The organism is Cellulosilyticum sp. ST5 (assembly GCF_046529625.1).
In the GTDB taxonomy this organism is placed as follows: Bacteria; Bacillota; Clostridia; order Lachnospirales; family Cellulosilyticaceae; genus Cellulosilyticum; species Cellulosilyticum lentocellum.
In genome coordinates this window covers 100653-125278 of record NZ_CP132338.1, presented here as the reverse complement: position 1 = coordinate 125278, position 24626 = coordinate 100653, and the positions used below count along the sequence as shown (strand labels likewise).

Genomic DNA, 24626 nt, shown 5'->3' with positions numbered 1-24626 from the left:
AAATGATACATTCAAATACTAGACTTGTTATACATGATCTGCTATTCTTAACTTAGTAACATAAAAAAATATATTTTTACGCATAAAAAGACACTTGTTTTCACAAGTGTCTTTCTTTTATTGATAAACTATCTCTTGCCCACGTTCAGTTTTAATAGTTACCTCTGCATCTCTTAAAGTAAGATACGTATAGCCATTTTCCTCATAGCTCTCTAAAGTACCAATAACTTCTATCCAATCATTTTCCTCAGGTATTGTGTCACTAGTAGTGAATTCAAAGCCACACATACTTCCATCATTATTACAGCAGCCTGGACCTGTTCGGTAAACAAAATAATAGGTTTGCTTGGTACTTTCATCATAAGCAGAAGTAAACATACCCTCTAATTTAATCTTCTTCCCTTCATATTCAGCTGTATTAGTATAAATCTCATTCACATAGCTCACATACATTTTTTCTGTGATTTCTAATACCTCTACATCTTCATTTATACTTGTCACATCATTCTCACTAGGGGATACACTTTTTTGCTCATCACTAACAATATCACTTGTGTTCGTATTCTCACTGGGTAATATGATTTCTTCTGCTGCTTCTTGCTCTTTCTGAGTCTTACTTCCTTGGTCTTTACTAAGTGTTTCATTAGTAGTACACCCTGTCATGATGAAAGAAAGCCCCAGTACTATTGTTACTATACGTATTGCTTCTTTCATCGTTTTACCCCTCCTCTAATCATACCAATCATTGAGAATACTAAGAACATAACAATATTAACAGAAACCACACTAGCACCTGATGGTGTAGCAAATTCATAAGAAATCACCATTCCAGTTGCAAAGCAAACTAACGAGATAATAGCCGAACAGATTACTACCGATAAGAATTTCTTACACACCCTCATAGCTGTTAAAGCAGGGAAAATAATAAGACTTGAAATAAGCAAGGCTCCCATCATTCTCATCCCTAATACAATAGTAATAGCTGTTAAAAATGCGATTACCATATTATAAGCTTTTGTATGAGTACCTGTTGCCCTTGCAAAGGTTTCATCAAAGGTAATGGCAAATAAACGTACATAAAAAATGACAAATAAAACAAGAACTGCTATAGATAAATAAATACTTAAGGTTGCATCCGCTTGACTTAAGGATAAAATGCTCCCAAATAAGTAGTTACATACATCTGTATTCATGCCTGTTGTAAGTGAAACGGTCATTACCCCAATTGCTAAAGAACCACTTGAAATCAGTGCAATAGCAGCATCTCCTTTTATCTTACTACTTTCACTTAAATGTAGTAAAAAGAAGGCAGCTAGCACAACCACTGGTATAGTCAGCTGTAAGGGAGCCATATTGAGAGCTGTGGCTATCGCTAAGGTTCCAAAACCTACATGAGATAAGCCATCTCCAATCATAGAATATCTTTTGAGCACCAAGCTTACACCTAAGAGGGCTGCACATAGGGAAATTAAAGTCCCTACAATGAGTGCTCTTACTAAAAATGGATAAGCTAGCATTTCTGATAAGGTACTAAGCATTGGCTCCACCTCCTACAAAAGTTCTTCCTATATCACTATTTAAATAATCTTTCGTTGTTCCAAAATACAGCTGCTTATTACCTAACTGTAATATATGAGAAGCATACTTAATAGCTGCTTCTATATCATGAGAGATCATAATAACTGTAATATCATGTTTCTCATTAATTGTCTTAATAAGGTCGTACATTTCAGCTGTAACAACTGGGTCTAAGCCTGCTACCGGCTCATCTAGTAATAATAACTTTTGCGTTGCACAAAGTGCTCTTGCTAACAAAACTCTTTGCTGTTGACCACCTGATAGTTCTTGAAAACTCTGACCTTTAAGATGCTTAATGCCCATCCATTCCATTTTTTCTAGTACTACTTTTTTGTCTTTATTGTTGAAGAAAGGTCTCCAGCCTAACTGATTAAGCCTCCCAGATAAAACAACTTCATATACACTAGCTGGGAAATTACGCTGAATATCTGTTTGTTGTGGTAAATAACCAATTTGATTAGCTACTAATCCTTCTCCATAACCAATCTTCCCTCCTAAGGCTGACTTAAGTTTCAATAAGCCTTTCATCAATGTACTTTTCCCTGAACCATTTTCTCCAATAATGCAGAGGTAATCACCCTGATTAACAGTAAAATTGACATTGTCTAATATGATCTTCCCCTCGTATCCCATTTTCACTTCTTTACATGTTATAAGTGCCATTTAATTGAATGCCTCCTTAATGGTTTCTACATTAGCTTTCATCACATCTAAGTAGGTAACACCCTTTTCAAAGTCTTCTTTAGTGATATTATGACAAGCATTAAATAGGCGCTTTTTAGCTCCTGTAGCCTCACAAATGGTATCTGCCATCCTTTCATTAGATAACTCAATATGAAATACCACAGGTATTTGATCTTCTTTCACTTTGTCAATTAAAAAGGCAACTGTTGCTGCACTAGGCTCTGTATCTGTAGAACACCCTGGAAAAGCTGCATAATAGCTAAGCCCATATTCTTCTACAAAGTAACGTAGTGGAAAGCGATCTGCAAAAATGACTTCTTTTCTTTTACCACTAGCAATTACTTTCTCAAAGGCTGCATCTAAATCTTGTAATTGTTTTACATAAGCTGATGTATTTTCTTCATAATCAGTTTTATTTATCTCATCTGCTTCAATAACAGCCGCTTCGATGGCCTTTACAATCTTAATAGCATTTTTAGGTGAGGTCCATACATGCTCATCGTATTCAACTGCTTCATGATCATGATCTTCCTCATGTTCTTCCTGGTGAGCTTCTTCATCTTGATGTTCATCCGCTTCATCATGTTCATCTGCTTTAGCATGTTCATCCTCTTCATCGTGTTCATGCTGCATACCTTCCACTATTTCTTCTTCTACAAGTTCAACACATTCTAACATCTTAATAACTTTCATATCTTTATTATCAATAGATTCTAATATGCCATCTACCCAAGCATCAGAATCTCCACCTCCATAAATAAAGACATCACAATTTTGAATCTTGATAATATCTTGTGGTGTCGGTTCATAAGAATGACTTTCTGCCGCCGGTGGTAACAGCATGCTCACCTCCGCTTTATCCCCTACAATTTGTCTTACAAAGTCATAGGGTGCAAAAACTGAAGTCACGATATTTAACCTGTCTGACTGAGGCCCAGATACTTCTTTATTTGTGCAGCCAAATAAAAGCATTGTTGATATGAGAAAAATACTCGCTAATGCTGTTCTTTTTTTATTCATTTCTATCCCTCCAAATTTAATATGGTTCTTCTCTTTGTTTAAACACCATCATTTCAATTCAGAAGTTTTACTTTAAGGGTTATAGGCGATGACTGAGAAAGATTCACTGCTACGCCAGCTTGGATATGTACTCTAATAAGGCACAATGGTTGAATTAATAATGCACCTAGCACAGCCCCTTTAATACTGTTAAGTAAATCTCTAGCTACATGAATCTGTAAACATATAGGGCAACCTTGGCCAGTACAATCATGATGACTTTCTTTATTAATATACACAATTGAAAATAACATACAAACAATCAACAATAACCCTAGCATGACTGTTATCTTTTTATGTTTTTCACTCACCTCGGTCCCCTCCTTTCTATACTCTACTGTCCCTTATTATAATCTTATTGCAAATCATTTGCAACTTTTCCTGCTAATTTTCCTAAATATTCCAACTTAAAAGAGTGGTACACAGCCTCAAATACAGTCTGTTACCACCCTCTTTATTTTTACCTTAAACAGCCAATGGCCTTTGCTTCTTATCATGATACTTTTCTACAATCTCTTTAATGTCCATACCATTTGCAACCATTTGTAATACCATTTGCTTTGCCTGATCATAGCTTTCAAATATTTTTTTAGCATGATTCACGTTAGAATAAACTTTCCAATATCCTGTACATAAACAATCTTTTCCTTCATTCTTTATAAAGGCTTTTACGTCTTCATGTGGATAACCAAGGAGTATACCTAGTTCATGGGGGAATTGTTGTTTGAAACTCATATAGCATTGATACCTACTTGCTACTTGTTTTAAAATTTCTTCTAGGCTACTTTCCTCATATCCTAATTGCTTCATTAATTGCTGTTGTTTACTTTCTAGAAGATGCTTTTGTAAATGCTTTTTATGATACAAGAAAAATACTATTCTTTTTTCACATTTAAAAAGGATATCATACGAAATCCTACTTTCTTTAAATAATGCTTTGACATGCTCTTCATCTTCTATACTTACAATAAAGATATTAGAAACTTTAATGCCCACTAATAAAGGGGCACATTGAAAAGCTAACTGCTTTGCCAATTTCTTTTGGGTCATTTCTTCTAATTGAATGCATGCTCTACTCATAGATGTCTCCTTTGCTACCTGCTTCTAATGATTGCAGTGTCCACTGCAACCTTTACAACTTTGACCGCAGCCACACGCCTTGCCATTCTTTCTATCTTTAATAATGCTCCTAATAGCTATTCCCATAATGACTACAACTATACTGCCCACTATAAAAGTTCCCATATGCACACATCCCTTCTTGTTTAAATCATAAACCTTGCTATATACATTATAAGCCTTTTAAATCATTTGTTTGTATGCTATTCGTTACTTTACTGTAAGGTTTAACTATTAGATAAATCACCATGAGTATTACCGCAATAGCCACTACTGTACCTAAACCAAATGCGCCTGTGGTGATGAGCTGACCAATTTGGAAAATACATAATGATGCCAGATAAGCAAGGCCAGTTTGATAACCTATTGCAAACCAGAACCACTTTTTATTATTCATTTCTCGTTTGATGGCTCCCATAGCTGCAAAACAAGGTGCACAAAGTAAATTAAACACTAAGAAAGAATAAGCTGCAAGTGCTGGCATTTGGCCTGCAAGGGTGCTCCAAATTTCTGTTCCATCTTCTGCTACTTCTGAGAAACCATATAATACTCCGAAGGTACCTACTACATTTTCTTTGGCTACTAAACCTGTAAGTGCTGCTACTGATGACTTCCAGTCTCCCCAACCTAAAGGAGCAAAAATAGGGGCTAATAGCTTGCCGAAATCTGCTAAAAAGCCATCTTGCAAATCTTCTACCATGATTAGTTTACCATCTACCAATCCAAAGTTAGAAGTAAACCATACAATGACTGTCGATAATAAAATAATAGTTCCTGCTTTTTTAATAAAGGACCAACCACGTTCCCACATACTTCTTAAGATATTACCGACTGTTGGCCAGTGATATGCTGGAAGTTCCATAACAAAAGGAGCTGGGTCCCCTGCAAACATTTTTGTTTTCTTTAAAATAATACCCGAAATAACAATAGCTGCTATGCCTACAAAATAAGCACTTGGTGCCACCCACCATGCGCCATTAAATAACGCACCTGCTATAAGTGCAATAATAGGAAGCTTTGCACCACATGGAATAAAAGTCGTTGTCATGATTGTCATTTTTCTATCACGATCATTTTCAATGGTACGTGATGCCATGATTCCTGGTACACCACAGCCGCTACCTATTAACATAGGAATAAAGGATTTACCTGATAAACCGAACTTTCTAAAGATCCTATCCATAATAAAAGCGACTCTTGCCATATAACCACAAGCCTCAAGGAAGGCAAGGAATATAAATAAAATAAGCATTTGTGGTACGAAGCCTAAAACAGCACCTACACCACCAACTATACCATCTAAGACTAATCCTTTTAACCAGTCTGCACAGCCTATAGCATTTAAGCCGGCTTCAATAATAACTGGAATACCTGGGATAGTCATACCAAAAAGCTGCCATCCTTCACCAAATACACCATCATTGGCCCAATCAGTGGCTATAGTTCCCACTGTGGTTACAGAAATATAGTAAACGATAAACATAACTACTGCAAAGATAGGAAGTGCTAGAAATCTATTGGTTACAATGCGGTCAATGCGATCTGATACACTCAGTTGATCTCTATTCTTTTTAACGTAGCACTTACTAATCATAGAGGTAATATAGAGGTATCTTTCATTGGTAATAATACTTTCTGTATCATCATCCATTGACTCTTCTAGCCCATTAATCTCTACAGATACATCTGGTACTTTATTCATTAAACTATTTATTTTTTCATCGCGTTCTAAAAGTTTAATAGCAAAAAATCGTCTTTGATTTTCTTTTACATCATCTGCTATTTTACTTTCAATATGGGTAAGTACATTTTCTACCTCCGCAGAAAATTCATGGACTCTTTGAACTGCTTTTTTACCTTTTGCTAGCTGAACTGCTTTTTCAGCAGCTTCACTAATCCCCTTACCCTTTAAAGCCGAAATCTCTACAACTGGACATCCTAATTTTTGACTAAGCTTATCTATATGTATGAGATCGCCATTTTTACTGACTATATCCATCATATTGACAGCCATAACTACCGGTATACCAAGTTCAATAAGTTGGGTAGAAAGGTATAAATTTCTTTCTAAATTTGTTCCATCTACAATGTTTAAAATTACATCTGGCGTTTCATTAATGAGGTAATTTCTAGCTACCACCTCTTCTAAAGTATATGGCGATAAAGAATATATACCTGGTAAGTCAATGATAATGACATCTTCATGCCCTTTAAGCTTACCTTCCTTTTTTTCTACTGTTACGCCAGGCCAGTTTCCTACAAATTGGTTTGAGCCGGTTAAAGCATTGAACAATGTTGTTTTACCACAGTTTGGATTACCGGCAAGTGCTATTTTAATTGACATTTGATTACTCCCTTCTACCTCTGCTATCTTTATTCAACTTCTATCATTTCAGCATCTGCTTTTCTAAGAGACAGTTCATAGCCCCTAACTGTTACTTCAATAGGATCACCTAGAGGTGCTACTTTTCTCACATAAACCTCTGTTCCTTTAGTAAGTCCCATATCCATCAAACGTCTTTTGACAGCTCCCATACCATGAAGCTTAACTACCTTAATGGTTTCACCACATTTCATTTCTTTTAGCGTTTTCATAGTACGTCCTTTCTATATTAAAATTTTACTAGCCATTTCTTTATTAAGAGCTACTCTTGATTCTTTAATATTGACAATCACATTGCCATCTAATTTGGAGATTACTGTTACCTTACCTCCCATAACAAAGCCTAAACTTTCTAAAAATCTCCTTACTTCTTCTTTACCGCCAACTTTCTTAATCAAGTTGCTTTCTCCGATACCTGCCATTGTTAAAGGCATATCATCACCCTCTTTATTTTGATAAAAATTATATCTTGATAATAATTTTCATTTTTCTTAAATTTAGTATATTCTAGTTGAGATTTATTGTCAATATCTAATTGATACCTATTATCAAAACTTGACTATTTGAACTATGCTTAATTTATTAATTATTTCCTCATTATTAACCTGACAACCTATTTTAGAGAATCAAAAGAGAGTGTGTTATCTAGTTAAACACACTCTCCTTTTTGTTTAGAACCTATTCGCAGTAATTCCTCGCTTACAATTATCATTTTCCCTTATAACTTAATACTTCTTTTCTCTTTTAAATCTGGTCACTATTCATTTTCTTTTTAAAAATGATGATCGCAACAGCCATAATAACGACTGCATAACCAATCACCCACCACAGATGGGGCATGATCTCACTATAGTTACCTGTTAGAGCGGCTCTTCCCGCCTCTACAGCATGAGCAAAAGGCATGGCATAAGCAACTGTTTTAAACCAACCGCCTACCAAGCTTAAATCAAACCAAGTTCCACTAAGCCAAGCACTTAAGTTGGTTAAGAGTGCCCCACATACAGCACCCACCTGTTTATCATTAAATAAAGTACCTGCTAAAAGGCCAAATCCTATAAATAAAACAGATGTTGGTAACATAACAAGGAGTGCTAAAACGACATTCATACTAATCTCCAACCCCAGAAAAAATGCAGCTATAAAGCAAATTAAGCTTTGCATAATCGCAATAGGTAATAGCGGCAAAGTATAGCCAAGAATATAATCAGATGCTGTAAGTGGAGTAGTAAAAAGTCTCATTAAAAAAGACGTCCCTCTATCTTTGGCAATAAGCATACCCGAAAAAAGTGAGATAAAAGAAAGACCAAATACAGCAATGCCTGGAATAAGCTTATGAATTACAAATAAATCTACTGGAATGTTAGCTTGAATGGCTGATAAAAGAAACAACAACACAAGTGGAAAGCCAAGTCCAAACATCAAATTTAAACGATCTCTTAAAATTTCTTTTCTATTTCGTGATGTAAAAGCAAATACTCTCATTGTTTCCCCCCCTCTATAGTTGCAATGGATACAAAGGCTTCTTCCAAACTCTTTGTATGTGTTTGTTCCTTTAAAGTCTCCACTGTTCCTATGGCTTTCATTTTTCCATTTGCCATAATGCCTACACGATCTGAGAGTGCTTCTACCTCTTCCATATAATGAGTGGTTAAAATAATCGTAATTTTCCCCTTTAGATGTTGAATGACACTCCAAAGTTCTCTTCTTGATAAAACATCTAACCCCAATGTAGGCTCATCTAAAAATAATATTTTCGGTTCTGAAATAAGTGCCATGGCAATACTCAGTCTTCTTTGAATGCCTCCAGATAAAGTCTTCGCTTTATCATTTGTCACTTCCTCTAATCTAAAAATGCGTAGCATCTCATCAACTTTTTGGGTACTCTCTATTTTGTTGCATCCATAGATTTTTGCCATAAGCTCTAAATTTTCTTTGACTGATAAATTAGGTGCCACTGCTGTTTCCTGTGGTGAAACATTGATTTTCTCTTTTACCGCATACTGACTTTTAACAATGCTATCACCAAGTAATGTAGCATCTCCTTCTGTAGGCTTTATAAGACAAGAAAGCATTTTGATAGTGGTTGTTTTCCCCGCGCCATTCACCCCTAATAAAGTAAAAAGTTCTCCTTGATTCACTGATAAATTTAGTCCATCAACAGCTGTTTTCTTCCCATATTTCTTAGTCAAACTCTTTGTTTGAATCGCAATCATTATAATCCCTCCCTAAGCTTCTTATTGCGCTAATGGTAATGTCACCTTAATTTCAAGTAAATCTCCTTTTATTTCAGCAGTAACGTTCCCCTTCATTTGCTCTGCTAATAATTTGACTATAGATAAGCCAAGCCCTCCCATACGGCTTCTGGCCTCATCCCCAGAATAAAATCTTTCAAATAATCTCTGGATATCTATTTTTTCCGGTTCCCTAACGGGATTGATGAAACGAAGTATTCCTTCTTTATTACTTAAAACCTCTACTTTTATAGTTCCTTCTGAATGCTCTACACTATTGCGAATAAGATTTTGCACAATTCTAGTTACCATTTCTTCATCTGCTTCTACATAAACAGGTGCTGTTTCCTCAAACTCAAGAGGCTTATTCGCTTCTTCAAAACTTGTGATAGAGGCAATTAAACAATCGGTTACTAGCCCTGTTAAATTGATATGCTTTAATTTTATTTCTGGCTGTGTATTTAAAAGATAAGCATATTCGAAAAAGTGATCTATCAAACCTTTTAGTTCTTCACTATGTTTTCTGGCAACTGCTAACCTTTTTCTTTGTTCTTCGCTGAGTTCTCCTTTTTCAAGAAGCTGCTGATAGCCTTGAATGGCCGTAAGAGGTGTTCTTAGATCATGAGAAATATTAGCAATCATTTCTTTAAATTGCTTTTCTTCTTGCATGCTTTTTAAACGTAAGTTTTCTTCTGCCTTTAGGCACTTATTAATGCAAATCACCAATTGATTTAAGTTTTTACTGACTAGCTGCACGCTTATATTTTGACGTGTATGCGCCTTTAGTCTTCTTTCTAGCTGCTCACTCATACTTCTAATCTGCATTTCTATTACTCCAATATAACCTAGCAGCAAGATGATGATTGTTATTAATATTCCTACCAAATAAGCCATATGTTCCTCCATCCTTTTCCCAAGCTTCCTTACTTAACCTCAACTCTTTTAAAAATTTTACAGCTTATGACACCCATAATAAAAATAAATATCAAATTAACTATGATAGCTTTTATTAACACCGCAATATTCGTCTCCAAGCCTAAAATCATATAAATTCTAGAATAAGGTGTGTAACCCAGTAAAATTGAAAAAATAGGCAGTTCTCCTAATAGGCCCACAACAATATCTATTAATCCACATCCTGCAAAACCTCCAATCATAACAAATATCTGCTTTTTAATAATCAAAGCAAACGGAATACATATACTTAATCTCGCTACATATACCACTACAGTTGCTATATAAATAATGACTAATTTTCCTATTTGTACACCACTTATTGCTTGCCCATTAGCATCTGCTAGGCATTTGAGAAAAGTAGACACAACAATCTTGTCCGGCAAAGATACACCTATTAGCATTGCTACTAAAGTAGTCAATAAGTAGGGTAATAATAAAATGGCTATCATGAGTCCAAAAGTAATGAATTTACTTCTCACAATCGTACTTCTTCCTACTCCCGCCGAAATCACATGATGCATGCTTTTATCCTCGAAATCTTGACATATAACTACTCCTGCCATCAATGAACCAAAAAGGGAAATCATCATGATTTCTGTTAATCCCGAAAGATCTCCACTTATTGCTTCACTTATAAAACCCTTGGAAATCCCATAGCTCATTATAGTTAAGGAAACTGCACTTATCATGCAAGAGAGTATACTTACTTTAACTGCTATTAATTTACGAAGCTTAAATAAATCCGCTGCAATTAAATTAAACACCTTGTTCCCCCCTTATAACAGATAAAAAGTAACTTTCTAATGTATCTCCACTTAAAGCAAAATGAGTAGGTAAGATGTTATTTTCAAAAAGGATCTTTATCACCTTTTCTCTTTGATCTAAATAATCATAAAGCTTAACACTTCTATCAGGCATTACTTTGAATCTTGTAGTTCCTAGCTTCATTTCTAATACCGCTACTAGAGCTTCTACTTTCTCACACTTAATGAGTAAATGGTGCTGGCATTCTTCCTCTAGGTTCTCCTGCGTTAGTATTTTTTTAATTTCTCCTTGATCTATAATAATGTAGTCTGTACAGGTCTGATAAAGCTCCGGTAAATTGTGGCTTGAGATAAGAACGGCTACATGCCTTTCCTCACTGATTTTTTTAATCAACCCACGTACTTCTACAATGCCTACTGGATCTAGACCATTAATAGGTTCATCTAATAGGAGTAGTTCAGGATTCCCTAATAAACTGATAGCAATACCAAGCCTTTGCTTCATTCCAAGTGAAAAATTTTTAACTTTCTTTTTATGAGACTCTTTAAGCCCCACCATTTCAAGAAGTTCTTCTTCTAATTCACTTCCTGGAATTCCCCTCATGATTCGATAATATCTTAAATTCTCTCTGGCTGTCATATTACCATTTAAGCCTGACTCTTCTATTAAAATACCTATGCGCTTTAATTCTTCTTGCCTTTGCCGTTCTTCTTGGTGTCCAAATAGTTCGATAGCGCCATAAGTCTGAATACTTAATCCTGCAATAAGCCTCATTAAAGTTGTTTTTCCCGCCCCATTTTGACCAATTAGTCCATAGATTTTCCCTGACTCTAAAGATAAATCTACATTATTTAAGGCAATAAAGTTGTTGTAACGTTTAGTAAGTCCATATGTTTTCAATATATATTCTCTCATGGCAATTCCTTTCTGTTAGGCTATAAAAACAGTAGCTACTCTTTTATAGTTTTAGTTTAAACTGAAAAGGTTTAGAAAAGGTTAAGAAAAATAAGAAAGAGGTAAAGAAAAAGTTAATTCTTCTTTACCCTCTATAAAGTCTATAGCCCAGACCCCATACGGTCTCTATATATTCTGCTTCTGCATTTACTTTCTTTAGTTTGCTTCTTAAATTACTCATATGGGTTTTGACTGCATTATCATCCCCTAGATACTCTTCATTCCAAACAGCTTCGTAAATATTGGCTTTAGAAAATACCTTATTAGGATTATTAAGTAATAACTCTAACATTGAATACTCTTTAGCTGTTAATTCTACTTCTTGCCCATTTACAGTTACTCTTTTATCTTCTTTCTCTACGATTAAATCTTTATAAGACAGTACTTCTGCTTCTTTCATCTGCTTATGTGCTCTCCTTAACTGTACCGCAACTCTAGCTGCTACTTCACCTAAATCAAATGGCTTGGTAATATAGTCATCTGCCCCTAATTTAAGTAAATCAATTTTAGTCCCTACCATATCTTTAGCTGATAAGATAATAACCGGCACATCTCCCCAGGTACGAATTTCCTTTAAAATCTCATCACCACTTTTATAAGGAAGCATAATATCTAATAGAATCAAGTTAAATTCACCACTTTTAGCTAATTTCGTTCCCTCTAACCCATCAAAAGCTGAAATCACCTCATATCCCTCGCTTATTAGCGTTTCTTTTAATAATAAATTGACATCTTTATTATCTTCTATAATTAATATTTTTTCCATATAGCTCTCCAACCTCATGATAGTTATTGATTTCTTATTAAACTAAATTAATTAACTATTAATAGTATTCTATCATATATTGTCCCAAAATAAAAAGGAGTAAAGATGGACTTATATCCATCCCTATCCCCCAAAAATGATTGTAACAAAAGATCCTCCTCATTTCTTGACCTAAATAGACAAATCTATAAGTTACTAACTGATTAAATCTTTTGTCTTCTGGTAATACTTACCCTAAAAAAGGAGTTTAACACTTTATGAGAATTCCAAAACATGTTGCCATAATTCCTGATGGTAATAGACGCTGGGCTAATGAGTCTGGTCTTGAAAAGCACCAAGGCTATGAGCATGGGTTAAATCCAGGGGTAGAGGCCCTTCGCCTTGCTAAAACTTACGGTATTGAAGAACTTACCTATTATGGTTTTACTACTGATAATTGTAAAAGGCCACCTGTTCAGGTTAAAGCCTTTGTTGATGCCTGCATAGATGCCATTAATCTTATTAAAAATGAAGATGTTCGCTTATTAGTTGTTGGCAATACCCAGTCTCCTATGTTTCCTAGTGAGCTACTTCCTTATACCAAAGAGCGTGTTGCTTTTGGCACCGGAACCACTAAAGTTAACTTTCTTGTTAATTACGGTTGGGAATGGGACCTTGGACATATGCATACAGATACTACTAATCGTCATACCATTATGGACTGCCTTTGCTCTAAAGATATCTCTAGAATTGACCTTATTATCCGTTGGGGTGGAAGAAATCGCTTATCAGGTTTACTTCCTGTTCAATCGGTTTATGCTGATTTTTATACCTTAGATGAAATGTGGCCTGAGTTTTCTAAAGACCAATTTTCCCGGGCAATAGAATGGTACAATAAACAAGATGTAACCCTTGGTGGCTAAAAGGGTTACATCTATTCATCATATCACTTGCTTTTCTGCCCATTTGCCACTAAAGAATCTTATGGAGAATATAATGCCTCTAATAGTCCAATCAGCAAACATACCAATCCATACTGCTATTGGCCCAAAGCCCCATACCTTACATAAATAGACACATAGTGCCACACGGCATAACCACATGGTTAGAGTAGATACAATCATTGAAAACTTCACATCTCCTGCTGCTCTCATACCATAAGCAGGAATAAAAGATAATACCCATACAAAAGGTTTAACAATTGTTATAGCAATCATCATTTCAAAACAAAGTTTTGCGCTTTCTGCTTCCATACCTGCTAGATAGGTAATAGGCTTTGTAATGGCCATGGCAAACAAGCAAGATAAAATAATGGCCACTTCGGCATAGCCTGTCAACTTTACTATGTAATATTTTGCTTCTTCTTTTCTTCCTGCGCCCATACACTGCCCAACTATAGTCATTAACCCAATACCTATACCAATTGCAGCTATTCCATTAACTGTTTCTAAAATATTGGTCATTGCTTGTGCTGCAATAGCAGCTGTACCTAGTGTAGACACGGTAGATTGAATAGCTAATTTACCAAATTGAAACATACCATTTTCAATGCCCGCGGGCACACCAACAGATAAAATCATACCGATCAGTGGAAAATCAGGTCTTATTTTTAAATACTCATTAAGTACAATAGGTTGCTTAGGTTTTCCTAGAAAATAAAATACGACCATACAACAAAATATCCTTGAAATCAGTGTAGATAGTGCAGCTCCCGCAACTCCCATATGGAAGCCAAATATTAAAATGATATTGCCTATAATATTAAGTAGATTTGAAACAACAGCTATTTTCATAGGAAATTTAGAGTTACCTCCGGCTCTATAAAAAGCAGAACCTGCATTAAACAAAGCTATAAACGGATATGATAATACTGTAATCAAAAAATAGACCTTAGCATCTGCCATAACCTCAGACTCGACTTGTCCAAAAATAAAACTAAGAAGCCAGCTTCGACAACTAATTAAAAGAATGGTTAATGTAACCGAAATAACCACCATTGTTAACACAACTTGCCTCGCTGCCTTATTAGTTCTCCTTTCATCTCCTCTACCTAGAAACTGTGAACAAATAATGGTAGCACCAGTTGCCATAGCTGAAAAGACTTGAATCACTAAAACATTAATAGAATCCACCAAAGAAACTGCCGATATAGCGGAACTCCCTACATTACTAACCATCATGGTATCAGCCATACCCATAAAAGAGTTTAAAAGCTGTTCTATAATAATAGGGAATAATAATACCCATAATGCCTTGTTACTAAATAGCTTATTATCGCTATCAATCTTTGAACTATCGTATAATCTGTTTTTTAATGCGCTAAACATCGAGATCCTTCTTCCGTCTTTTATTTATTGATTAATCTATATTTTTTATTAATTTTCATTCTAATATATCATACCTCCTAAGATAAGACAATTTATTTAAATTTTTTTAACTTTATACTCATTAATTGCTTTACTTTTTTCTCTCAATCAATTAATATTTCATCTTAGAATATTCTAACTTTAGTGTTTTATATATATAATAGCGGTATAGAAGTGAATATGAAAAAAAATCCTATGCCGATTATACACAGCATAGGATTTCTTGCTTTATTAGTCCTTTTTATTTGGCTATAAACGCCACACCTACTGCCCCTGGTCCTACATGTGTTCCCACTGTGCTTCCAATGCATACCGTGCGGTTATCATTAATATTATACTTTTCTTCAATCATTTCTTTCAGCGATTTAAGTGACGTTTCCGCCATAGAATGAGCAAACACTACGCAGTACTGAGTATCTATTTGATGTTCTTCTAAATAATGAGCAATAAACTTATACATTTTTTTCTGTCCACGTTCTTTTCCTAATACCTGAACAATACCGTCTTTTACTTGTACAATAGGCTTAATACCAAGTGCAGTTCCTACTACTGCACTTGCCGCTGAAATTCTACCGCCCTTTTGTAAATACTTAAGTGTATCTACAATAGCAATTAGCTTTACTTTATTTTTGAGTAGTTCTATCTCTTCTACAATCTCACTTGCACTTAATCCTTGATCTCTTAATTTAGAAGCTTCACCTACTAATAATGCTAAACCAAGTGTTACATTTTGAGAATCTATCAGATGAATTTTGTCTGTTTCTAGCATCTCTTTAGCAATCACTGCTGATTGATAAGTCCCGCTTAAGTGAGAAGATAGTAAAATAGCAATGATTTCATCTCCTTGCTTTAAATACTCTTCAAATGCATTTATAAACGTATCTGGATTAATCTGAGTCGTCGTTGGTAATTCTTTTTCTGTTTCTAACTTCTGATAAAATGCTTCAACTGATAAATCAATACCATCTGTATAATGAGTTGTTCCAAATAAGACTTGTAATGGAATAACGGTAATGCCTAGTTTCTCCTGATCTGCTTTTGTTAAATCACATGTACTGTCTGTAATAATTCTAATCATCTGAATGCCCTTCCCTCATGAATTCTTTCTTAATTATTAATCTATCTATTTTTACTTATCTTTATTCGTTTTATATTTACTTTGACTTTCAAAGTTTTATTTATCATAACTTTTTTTAATATATTTGTCAACATAATACCATTTCCTGTAATTTATATTTTCAGCAGCAAATACTGTATTATACCAATATAATAATCCTGTGTTTTTTTTCTCTTTTTGTCTAGCCATGAGATAAAGCTTGAAGTCCCTTTTTTCAATTGCTATCATAGTTACAAGGTAAATACTATGATAAGGAGAATGATTATGCTTATAAAAAATGGCCTTGTTTTTACTGATTCTTGCTTATTTGAAAAAAAGGATATACTCATTTCGAAGGATAAAATCTCTAGACTTGAAGAACCACGCTCATTTCATTCCTCACTATCTTCCGACTCATATGATGCTTCAGACTGTTATATCATTCCAGGCTTAACTGATATACACTTTCATGGTTGTATGGGATATGACTTTTGTGATGGCACAGATGAAGCGCTAGAAGCAATTACTACTTATGAATTAAGCCAAGGTATAACAACCATTTGTCCCGCCACTATGACCTTGCCAGAGGAAAGCCTACTTAAAATTTGCCAACATGCTGCTAACTATGCACCAAAGACCCTTGGTGCAACCATATGCGGCATCAATCTAGAAGGTCCCTTCCTTTCTTATGCAAAAAAAGGAGCACAAAATCCATCTTACCTTCGTTGTCCAGATCAGGCTATGCTTTCTAGGTTATTAGAAGCCTCTAATCATTTAATTAAATTAGTAGCTATTGCCCCTGAAGAAGCCGGAGCCTATGAATGTATTAGTGCCTTTAAAAATCAAGTCTCTTTTTCTATTGCTCATACCACCGCTGACTATGCTACTTCACTAAAAGCTTTTGAAGCTGGTGCTAATCATGTGACACATCTTTATAATGCTATGCCAGCCTTTTCTCATCGTGCTCCTGGTGTAATAGGGGCAGCTTTTGACACACCTCATTGTATGGTTGAACTTATTTGCGATGGTATTCATATCCACCCTTCTGTAGTTCGTTCGACCTTCAAACTCTTTGGTGATGACCGTGTTATATTAATTAGCGACAGTATGATGGCCTGTGGTATGTCTAGTGGCACTTATAGCTTAGGTGGGCAAGCTGTCACAGTAACTAAAAATTTAGCTACCCTTAAAGATGGTGCCATTGCAGGTAGTGCAACTCATTTAATGGACTGTTTGCGGATTGCCATTAGCATGGGAATACCTATAGAAAGTGCTATTAAAGCAGCTACACTCAACCCAGCTCGTGCTATTGGTATTGAAAAAAACTATGGTAGTATCACTCATGGTAAGATTGCTCATCTTGTTATACTCAAAAAAGATCTCTCCATTAAAGATATTTTCTTTAGTGGTATTCTTTTAAAGTAATAGTTCTTTCAAAACCTTCTTATTTCTTAATTGCTTATGTAAGCTATCTTAAGCAAATTATAGGCTTAGGCCCATTTGATGTCTATCAAAAAGACCTATGAAACTAGTTGAAATCTCTAGCTTCATAGGTCTTTTATTCGGTGGACTTTACAAGTATTAATGATGCGAAAGTCCCTTTTATTATAACCTTAAATTAAGTGGTATCTTTCAAGTAACTCCTCGATGATCGTTCCTTGGATTTTCTTTAAACTAGCTTTTTCTACAAGCCCTGCTAAAAATGGTAGCTTAATGTCTGTAAGTTTTTTTGCCATCCATCCTTTTTGAAGTAGAATCTAATAACACACGTACATCATAGCAAGAACCAAATACTCTGGAACACCCATAATTTATACATTCTAGGTGATCTGTCTAGATTTGATGGTCACTACGGTATTTTTCAAGGGATCTCGTAATATTGCCCTTCATCAAAATACTAAGCTGCTCAATAATATGCTCAGGATCTTCTTTCATACCACTACTAATCCATTCTAACATCAAGCCCACAAAACCAAACTTATAAAAATGTGCTATAGCCTGCTTATCTTCTTCACGCACTTTCATTCCTACTGCTTTTTCTTCTACTACGCCAATCAATAAGCCATAAGTGACATCATAAAGATAATGCTCTAATTGATCACGCCTTACAGAATGATAGGTATTCATAACTAGTTCCTTATTCTCTAATACATACTCAAAGATTTGCAAAAAGCCTTGCTGCCAAGTATTATACGTTTTTTTGCCATCAAGTGCCTTAGCTGCATCTGTAGCAAAAATCCATTCTACTAAATCATATATATCTTGAAAATGGTAGTAGAAGGTCTGTCTATTCACTTCACAGTCTTCTACAATATCTATCACTGTAATTTTATCTAATGTTTTTTGAGTTAACAGCTTTTTAAGTGATGCTGCTAATGCCTTTTTTGTTGTTTGTGCCATTAACTGTCCCCCTTCAAATGCTCTATAAATTCTTCCCTTTATTTCTTTAAAATATCAAACTTATTATATCAAATCTCTCTATTAAAACCAACTTAATTGTACTTATAGCTTTCGTATAGGAAAGAACATATACCACTGATTTTCTTCAGGACATTTGAAATCATGTACCGCACCGGCAAGAGTAATACCCTTTTGTTTCAGATATGCTATGACTTCTTTAAATGTATCGAGCCCTTCGCTTTTAACATAAATATACTCATATGAAGGAATAGTCCATTTTACCCAACCCTCTGGCGCTTCAGCTGTATCATTCACCTCAATCCCTGCGAGATATAATCCTTTTGTGAAATTATCTTCCCAAGGTTTAAAGGAGTGTGTCACATCTGACATAGCTCCCCAAACGCCAAGAATATGTCCATTTTCGTCTGTTTTCGCTAGGCCCCCTACTTCATTAAAATGAGTATTAGCATCATCCCATAGTCTTTCAACAAATGCATCTCCATCCATTGTAGAACCCTCTTTTCCTATTACAGAAAAAGATTCTTTTGTACATGTTTTAATCTCCATTTTATCCTCCTCTATATACAAGTCCACTATATTATTTAATAAATATAGACTTATGGCATTTTGATAATTGGAATCCAAATCTCACTCTTATAATCCTCAGCCATACAATCACCATTACTATAGCATTCTAATTCTGGTACTTCTGCATGCTCATAACCAGAGTTAGGAAGCCATTCTGAAAAAATTCTGCCCCATATATCTTGCATGGTATTAGGTAAAGGTCTTATAGGTCCAATGACTTCAAAAATAGCCCATGTAGAAGCTGGTATTGTCATTTCACACATCCCTTCTGGACATGGTTTATCGGTGATAACACCTATCCAGTAATCAAAACCATCATTATACATGTCCCCGCACATACCTACAACTTCTCCTGATACTGATAAACTTTTGAGCTTTTCCATTTTTTCTTTAGGAAATTCATCCCACATTTTAGGTATTTCTTTTAATTGACCATTATCAATAGTTGAAAACCATTTTTTAACCCCTACGACACGCATTGCTTCATTTTCTTGAATCTTATAATTCATAGCCGCCACTCCTTTAATGGATAATATAAAAGTAATGGGTGCATATGATTTTAGAAGTACACCATTTTCTCTAGCCTTTGAAGGAGTCACTAGGTGTAAAGCCTTAAACGCCCTTGTAAAAGCATCAGAAGATTGATAACCATACTTTAAAGCAATCTCTAATATACTTTGATCACTATTTTTAAGGTCAAAGGCTGCTAAAGTTAGTCTTCTTCTTCTAATGTACTCAGAAATAGAAACATCGGTAATAGACATAAACATTCGCTGCAAATACCACTGTGAACAGCCTGCTACTTTAGCTACTTCTGCGTAATCAATTTTCTCCCCCAGATTTTTTTCAATATACTGTATGGCTTCATTCATACTATCTAATAAATTCATATAACCATCACCTTTATTAAAGTATAGTACAACTTTCTTAATTCTTCCCGACATTCTATGTAATATGCTGTAGGATAGCACTTTAGCTTTCTTTTTTATGCATAAGTAAAATAACAATTCCTAGAAGTATTATCGAAAATAATACCGCCTTTAGTAAAAATAGTTTAGCTAAAATAGTTCCTATACAAGCTCCGATAATAAAGAATAAGATAATGCAAAAATACTGTAGACTTTTAACTAAATCTTTTTGATCCTTATTTTTTCTATAATAATAAAACAGCTCTGTGCCACTTCTTAAATTGCCTGTACACATAGTTGTTGCATAAGGACTCCCCTCTACTTTTCTAAAGCTTTCAACTTGCAGCGAACATACAAAAGCAATAATTGCATTAGCCACCATATTCTGAGTATCTGGAATAAAAGCTACTATGAATAGCGTTATGCCTTCGATAAGTACAATAATCTGTCTCCAATGTACGCTCTCTTTAGTTTTATACTTATTTTTTATAACTTCTGCAACAATAATTCCTATGATAAATGCAAGAATAGGAATCAAATAAGTAAGTGCCTTTTTGATATTTCCTTCTGAAAGTGTTATCCCTAACAACACAATATTTCCAGTCTGTGCATTAGCAAAAACACCTCCTCTAGTTAAATAAGTATACACATCTAAAAAACCTCCTACCATTGCAAGCAAAGAACCAACTAGTAAAGTTTCTGACATTTGTTTAGTCTGTTTCAATTGACATTTCCCCTTTATTTCTTAACACTACTACACTTATTCATCCTTAAAATTCGTAGATACAGCAAAATCCCAAGCCATCTTTATAGTAATCTCTGGATGTCTTAGGATTCATAGGTAGTATTTACCTTTATTATAGCATGTATCTCGGTTTATTCACTAACTGTTTTCTGTCTTATTGCAATTAACACTGAAAAAACAATCATTATAGTTCCAACTAACCAATAAACCACTACATAAGGAGAAGATGTCCCTGCTATTTCAAAAATTCCCTTTAGTAAGCTACCAACCGTTAATGTAGCAATACCTGAATTATATAGATTAAAGGGAAGTCTAGAAATTCCTTTCATTTGGGGTAAAATTAAAACAAGACCATATACACCGCTTCCTAAAATAAGTGGGAATAAAAACATATAGGTCATATAAACTGAATAGACGCCATGGCCAAAGTGATTATAGATTATGGCAAATATAATACAAAATAAAGAAGTGACCAACATCCCAATAAGCCCTTTTCTTACTCTTTCTTTTCCTTTAATAACCGATGTAGACAATGTCGCTCACCTCACGTTCTCCTAGTTTTCTGCCATCTGTAGGATTATTAATAACCTTACCATTAAACCAAAGCGTACTAGAACCTCCGCCATCTAAATTATAGGCCTCACTGCAGCCACTATCCTTCATTACTTCTGCCAGCTCATAGAGTGTTAAGCCTTTACTTTCATTCGTTCTACCATCCGATACAACAATAACATAATGAAGTGGATCTACCATACCAATGGCTGTTCTAGGATTGCTTCTTTTAGCTTGGTCTACTTCCTCATTTTGACTAACGGCTATAGTGCCATCTTCAATTAATCCTGGCCCAAAAGATAAGATTTGAACAGCGCCATTATCTAACAAACTTTCTGCTGTTTCATCACCTTCTGTCACTACCTTGCAGTTCCCATCTTCATAAATGACAAAAGCCTCATCAGTTGCTTCTCCATAATTGCTACGATACAACACTCCATTACGTAAGACATATCCATAATCCCGAAAACCATAGTAATCACCATTAATAGCCAAAATCGCATTATTCTGCTCAGCCATTTCAGAGGTCTTTTCTTTAATATTTCTGCCATAAGCATTATCCGCTAAAGCTGTTTTTAAATATTTTACATTGCTTAATTGAATATCCACTATATATACTTTTGTCTCATCTATTTGCTTTTCATTAATGGTAATATTTATATTATCATCTTTATAAGAATAATCGGTCACTTCTGCTATCTCTTGAGTTGAATTATCATCAGATGTAATGGAGGTATCTTGTTGTGTTGCCTGCTCATCTCTATCATTATGAGTTTCTAAATTTTCATTCACTTGTTCCTGCCCCTCAGTATGAGGGTTATCTTTATCTTCTTGTAAATAAATGCCACTACCCTTAATATCAGCTATCTGTGTAGATTGGATAACAAATACTTTAAGCAAAACAAAACTAGTAAATCCTACGAGTAATATGCTATATGTAATAGCCCACCAATACGGTGGTTTTCTTTTTATGATATGTTTCATCTGCCTTCACCTATTTTTTCTGCTTTTTTAAAAATGATTTGTTTTTGTACTGTGCAGCTTATAATAAATAAAACTAATTCTACTACAATCTTAGCAACAAATTGATTAGTAATGCAGGTATGAACTAAAAGTGTTAAAAGGAGGGTATTTAATACTAAAATTCCCGCTGCAAGTGCTGCATACTGTAAGGCTGTTTTAAGCACGTTATTGTCACTTTTAAAAACAAACTTTCTATTGAGATTATAGTTTAAAATAGCACTCATTATTCTGGCTCCCACATTACTTATGCCAATACTCAGGTTAATGGGAAGACTATTTGTAAGCACAATTAGCAAGGCATATAAAATGTAATCTGCTAAGAATGCAATCAATGAAGAGCAGCTAAATTTTATGATTTCCTTATAAATTTGAAAGTAATCTTTAACTGGGTGAAAATGTGAACTTGAATTCTCATTCCTATAGATCGTTTCAATAGGCTTTTCATAGATTTCTTTTTGATCCTTTGCCCAATTCATAAGCATATTCATTTCATACTCATAACGATTGCCTGGAATCTTTAATAAGTAGTTAAGTGCTTTACCATCAAAAGCTCTAAGTCCTGTTTGAGTATCCTTAATTTTAATACCTGAAGATAATTGAAATATAAAAGAAGTTATCTTATTTCCAAATCTGCTTCTCACTGGCACTTGTTTATCAAAGCTTCTGATTCCTAGTACCAGTGCTTCGGGATGTTGTTTGGCAGCTTCTGCTATAGCTACTATATCTTTGACCCGATGCTGTCCATCTGAATCAGCAGTAACTATAATGGCTTCTTCATACCTTTTTAGTATATAAGAAAAAGCTGTTTTTAAAGCGCTTCCTTTCCCCTCATTATCCTTATATCCAATAACATAAGCATCTAACCTCGCTTCTTCAAAAATAGGTGCATAGCGTGAACCGCTACCATCATCTACTATAATCACCTTAAACGGTGTCTGACTTCTAATTTCTTGAATCAGTGTAAGTAATTCATCACTAGGTTCGTATGCCGGAATAACTACAATAACTTGTTTTTGATTTGCCATAAAAACACCTTAACTTTCTTAAGTTAATTATTAAGCTTAAAAATAATCTACTGTAAGAAAGTGATAGTTAGTTGAAATCAATGTGTTTTTGGTATGAATATTCTAAACAATGTTATTTTCTATGTTGCTCTATCCAACCTATTGCAAAATCAACTAACTCTCTTTGTTTCATGAAACGTAACTGTGCATTTCCAAGGTCGACTTTGTTAACTGCCATTGTTTCTTCAAAAGCTTTTCCTATCTCTTCAAAATCTTCTCCATCTACATAAAGTGTTGAGTAAGTAACCCACTCTCTTTTGCCATTAACCATCATAGCACTACTATTTTCCTCCATGTGCTTTGATGGGTAGTTTGCCCTCACATCAGCTAAATGAAGCGAAGTATTTTTATCATATCCTGTTCCTAGTAAAAGAACATAACCATCTATTTCATACAATTTTGCTAATGGGGATGTCTCACCAAAAATATCACTTAAGTCATGTTGGCTTACAAGATACTTGGCACTTTTTCCATAAGCAGCTACTGAGCGTGCTGGATGGTCACTTCTTAAAGTACCTGGCCACTTACGAAACATTTCTGCTACAGCCCCCATGGTATTAGTTGGCGTAATATCTTTATCATACGCTGGCCAATGTTCCCTTATTAAAGGCCACCATTTTTCAGGTTCCTCCCAATGTACACCATAGGATGGGTCTAAATTTTTCCAGCTTTGAGTAGGCATCATAATGGTTCCTTCTTCTCCAACGCCCTCTAACAGTGCCTCTATAATTACCTCGGCACCTCCACATACATAACCAAAACTGCTTAAAGAGGTATGTACCATAATACTCTGTCCTTTTTCGATACCTATACTTTGTAACCCTTCTAATAGATCTTGCTTTAAAATAATTGGTCTCTCATTCATCATATAGCTCCTTCCTCTTTCTCTTTATTCATATTCAAAAATTCTATACTTATTTAGTGTTAAGATGAATATACATCTAGAGTTTTACATCTACAATAGGTTAAACGTGTAACCCCATATGAAATTAATAATCTCATTTTGTTTATTTTTTTGACTGTGCAAATAGAAGTTTGTCTCAGTGCTTATGAGGAATGACATTTGGGAGAAAATGAGGGAGAGGGCTACCTCATTTTTACAAACGTTTTTGAACTCATAAACTTCGAGGACAGTAGCGCAGTGAGGAAAACAGAAAATTTTATTTTTTATTAGGGATTTGGATTTTTGAGCACATATATAGAAGTGTAAAAACAAAATAAATAACTTCCCACGGCAAATTACCACAGCTTCAACCTGAGGAACTGACCGGGTCAGCCAAGTCTCAATCTATTGTTATAGGTACCTCTGGACTTAAGGAAAATGTTCACTTGTGCGCTGCAAGGAAGGCGCCACTTATAAGTTGTTTTAAAGGTTTTTATACGTAGCATTACCAAATAAAGTTTTAAAC

At 34.8% G+C, this 24626-nt stretch carries 29 protein-coding genes; 2 read left to right on the top strand and 27 right to left on the bottom strand.

The features are described from left to right. Positions 1–117 precede the first annotated feature (117 nt). From QTL86_RS00625 to QTL86_RS00550, 16 genes are all read right to left on the bottom strand, one after another. On the bottom strand, positions 118–714 hold the full coding sequence (locus QTL86_RS00625; RefSeq protein ID WP_410496191.1) for a hypothetical protein: 597 nt from the start codon (positions 712–714) through the stop codon (positions 118–120). Next, on the bottom strand, positions 711–1538 hold the full coding sequence (locus QTL86_RS00620) for a metal ABC transporter permease (RefSeq protein WP_410496190.1): 828 nt from the start codon (positions 1536–1538) through the stop codon (positions 711–713). The genes QTL86_RS00625 and QTL86_RS00620 overlap by 4 nt, the downstream gene beginning before the upstream one ends. Continuing rightward, a complete protein-coding gene (locus QTL86_RS00615) occupies positions 1531–2241 on the bottom strand; it encodes a metal ABC transporter ATP-binding protein (RefSeq protein WP_410496189.1) in 711 nt (236 codons plus the stop codon). The genes QTL86_RS00620 and QTL86_RS00615 overlap by 8 nt, the downstream gene beginning before the upstream one ends. Then, the gene (locus tag QTL86_RS00610) at positions 2242–3282 is read right to left on the bottom strand and encodes a metal ABC transporter substrate-binding protein (protein WP_410496188.1); all 1041 of its coding nucleotides are present in this window, start codon (positions 3280–3282) and stop codon (positions 2242–2244) included. A 53-nt stretch (positions 3283–3335) separates the two neighbouring features. Beyond that, positions 3336–3632, bottom strand: coding sequence for a hypothetical protein (locus tag QTL86_RS00605; protein WP_127067537.1), 297 nt, complete (start codon positions 3630–3632; stop codon positions 3336–3338). A gap of 154 nt (positions 3633–3786) precedes the next feature. Continuing rightward, the gene (locus tag QTL86_RS00600) at positions 3787–4401 is read right to left on the bottom strand and encodes a DUF3793 family protein (protein ID WP_013658225.1); all 615 of its coding nucleotides are present in this window, start codon (positions 4399–4401) and stop codon (positions 3787–3789) included. Between the two features lie 24 nt (positions 4402–4425). After that, the gene (locus QTL86_RS00595) at positions 4426–4566 is read right to left on the bottom strand and encodes a FeoB-associated Cys-rich membrane protein (RefSeq protein ID WP_013658226.1); all 141 of its coding nucleotides are present in this window, start codon (positions 4564–4566) and stop codon (positions 4426–4428) included. Between the two features lie 46 nt (positions 4567–4612). Next, complete coding sequence (feoB, locus tag QTL86_RS00590) at positions 4613–6784, bottom strand: ferrous iron transport protein B (protein ID WP_013658227.1); 2172 nt, start codon at positions 6782–6784, stop codon at positions 4613–4615. Positions 6785–6813: 29 nt separating this feature from the next. Then, positions 6814–7035, bottom strand: coding sequence for a ferrous iron transport protein A (locus QTL86_RS00585; protein ID WP_013658228.1), 222 nt, complete (start codon positions 7033–7035; stop codon positions 6814–6816). Positions 7036–7047: 12 nt separating this feature from the next. Beyond that, a complete protein-coding gene (locus QTL86_RS00580) occupies positions 7048–7257 on the bottom strand; it encodes a ferrous iron transport protein A (RefSeq protein ID WP_013658229.1) in 210 nt (69 codons plus the stop codon). 310 nt (positions 7258–7567) lie between these two features. Further along, entirely contained in the window at positions 7568–8305 is a 738-nt protein-coding gene (locus QTL86_RS00575) for an ABC transporter permease (RefSeq protein WP_013658230.1), read from the bottom strand. Further along, entirely contained in the window at positions 8302–9036 is a 735-nt protein-coding gene (locus QTL86_RS00570) for an ABC transporter ATP-binding protein (RefSeq protein ID WP_127067538.1), read from the bottom strand. Before QTL86_RS00570 ends, QTL86_RS00575 begins: the two co-directional genes overlap by 4 nt. A 21-nt stretch (positions 9037–9057) precedes the next feature. After that, a complete protein-coding gene (locus tag QTL86_RS00565) occupies positions 9058–9948 on the bottom strand; it encodes a sensor histidine kinase (protein WP_127067539.1) in 891 nt (296 codons plus the stop codon). A gap of 29 nt (positions 9949–9977) precedes the next feature. Next, a complete protein-coding gene (locus tag QTL86_RS00560) occupies positions 9978–10775 on the bottom strand; it encodes a hypothetical protein (RefSeq protein ID WP_127067540.1) in 798 nt (265 codons plus the stop codon). After that, positions 10768–11676, bottom strand: a complete 909-nt coding sequence (locus QTL86_RS00555) for an ABC transporter ATP-binding protein (protein ID WP_410496187.1) — start codon at positions 11674–11676, stop codon at positions 10768–10770. The genes QTL86_RS00560 and QTL86_RS00555 overlap by 8 nt, the downstream gene beginning before the upstream one ends. Positions 11677–11815: 139 nt before the next feature. Next, positions 11816–12496, bottom strand: coding sequence for a response regulator transcription factor (locus QTL86_RS00550; RefSeq protein ID WP_013658235.1), 681 nt, complete (start codon positions 12494–12496; stop codon positions 11816–11818). A gap of 257 nt (positions 12497–12753) precedes the next feature. On the opposite strand from QTL86_RS00550, the gene uppS reads away from it, so the two are divergent. Next, positions 12754–13398 carry a polyprenyl diphosphate synthase gene (uppS, locus tag QTL86_RS00545; RefSeq protein WP_013658236.1) on the top strand — a complete coding sequence of 215 codons (645 nt, stop codon included), beginning with the start codon at positions 12754–12756 and terminating at the stop codon, positions 13396–13398. Positions 13399–13416: 18 nt separating this feature from the next. On the opposite strand, the gene QTL86_RS00540 is transcribed toward uppS, so the two are convergent. Continuing rightward, positions 13417–14802, bottom strand: coding sequence for an MATE family efflux transporter (locus QTL86_RS00540; protein ID WP_410496186.1), 1386 nt, complete (start codon positions 14800–14802; stop codon positions 13417–13419). A gap of 280 nt (positions 14803–15082) precedes the next feature. Next, a complete protein-coding gene (locus QTL86_RS00535) occupies positions 15083–15919 on the bottom strand; it encodes a DegV family protein (RefSeq protein WP_013658238.1) in 837 nt (278 codons plus the stop codon). Between the two features lie 303 nt (positions 15920–16222). On the opposite strand from QTL86_RS00535, the gene nagA reads away from it, so the two are divergent. Then, positions 16223–17362 carry an N-acetylglucosamine-6-phosphate deacetylase gene (nagA, locus tag QTL86_RS00530; protein ID WP_410496185.1) on the top strand — a complete coding sequence of 380 codons (1140 nt, stop codon included), beginning with the start codon at positions 16223–16225 and terminating at the stop codon, positions 17360–17362. A 188-nt stretch (positions 17363–17550) separates the two neighbouring features. On the opposite strand, the gene QTL86_RS00525 is transcribed toward nagA, so the two are convergent. The 9 genes from QTL86_RS00525 to QTL86_RS00485 all read right to left on the bottom strand — a co-directional run bounded on the left by QTL86_RS00525 (position 17551) and on the right by QTL86_RS00485 (position 24082). After that, on the bottom strand, positions 17551–17673 hold the full coding sequence (locus tag QTL86_RS00525) for a hypothetical protein (protein ID WP_256372382.1): 123 nt from the start codon (positions 17671–17673) through the stop codon (positions 17551–17553). A 97-nt stretch (positions 17674–17770) separates the two neighbouring features. Further along, positions 17771–18337: a TetR/AcrR family transcriptional regulator gene (locus QTL86_RS00520; RefSeq protein ID WP_013658240.1), complete on the bottom strand. Its 567-nt coding sequence runs from the start codon at positions 18335–18337 to the stop codon at positions 17771–17773. Between the two features lie 102 nt (positions 18338–18439). Next, complete coding sequence (locus tag QTL86_RS00515; RefSeq protein ID WP_127067543.1) at positions 18440–18904, bottom strand: GyrI-like domain-containing protein; 465 nt, start codon at positions 18902–18904, stop codon at positions 18440–18442. Between the two features lie 50 nt (positions 18905–18954). Beyond that, a complete protein-coding gene (locus QTL86_RS00510) occupies positions 18955–19869 on the bottom strand; it encodes a GyrI-like domain-containing protein (protein WP_410496184.1) in 915 nt (304 codons plus the stop codon). A 28-nt stretch (positions 19870–19897) separates the two neighbouring features. Next, the gene (locus QTL86_RS00505; protein ID WP_127067545.1) at positions 19898–20557 is read right to left on the bottom strand and encodes a YoaK family protein; all 660 of its coding nucleotides are present in this window, start codon (positions 20555–20557) and stop codon (positions 19898–19900) included. A gap of 152 nt (positions 20558–20709) precedes the next feature. After that, on the bottom strand, positions 20710–21111 hold the full coding sequence (locus QTL86_RS00500) for a hypothetical protein (RefSeq protein ID WP_410496183.1): 402 nt from the start codon (positions 21109–21111) through the stop codon (positions 20710–20712). Then, positions 21092–22114: a phosphodiester glycosidase family protein gene (locus tag QTL86_RS00495; RefSeq protein ID WP_410496182.1), complete on the bottom strand. Its 1023-nt coding sequence runs from the start codon at positions 22112–22114 to the stop codon at positions 21092–21094. Before QTL86_RS00495 ends, QTL86_RS00500 begins: the two co-directional genes overlap by 20 nt. Further along, positions 22111–23178, bottom strand: a complete 1068-nt coding sequence (locus QTL86_RS00490; RefSeq protein ID WP_410496181.1) for a glycosyltransferase — start codon at positions 23176–23178, stop codon at positions 22111–22113. Before QTL86_RS00490 ends, QTL86_RS00495 begins: the two co-directional genes overlap by 4 nt. A gap of 112 nt (positions 23179–23290) precedes the next feature. Beyond that, positions 23291–24082: an aminoglycoside N(3)-acetyltransferase gene (locus QTL86_RS00485; RefSeq protein WP_410496180.1), complete on the bottom strand. Its 792-nt coding sequence runs from the start codon at positions 24080–24082 to the stop codon at positions 23291–23293. Positions 24083–24626 lie beyond the last annotated feature (544 nt).